1 pseudogene is annotated in these 209 nt (G+C 41.1%); it reads left to right on the top strand.

The features are described from left to right. Window positions 1–209, top strand: a pseudogene (murC, locus tag V6256_RS16210) (UDP-N-acetylmuramate--L-alanine ligase); the annotation flags it as partial.

Genomic DNA, 209 nt, shown 5'->3' with positions numbered 1-209 from the left:
TGGTACGTCGTGCTGAAAAGTTAGCAGAATTGATGCGTTATAGCCACGGCTTCGCAGTGGCCGGTACACACGGTAAAACAACGACAACCAGCTTAATTGCAAGTAATTATAGAGAAGCTGATTTAGATCCTACTTATGTTATTCGTGCATTATTAAATAGTGCTGCTACCAATGCTAAATTAGCTCAAACCCGCTACATAATCGCTGAA

The organism is Psychromonas aquatilis, assembly GCF_038155185.1.
Lineage (GTDB): Bacteria > Pseudomonadota > Gammaproteobacteria > Enterobacterales > Psychromonadaceae > Psychromonas > Psychromonas aquatilis.
This window is presented reverse-complemented; position numbering and strand designations above follow the sequence as displayed.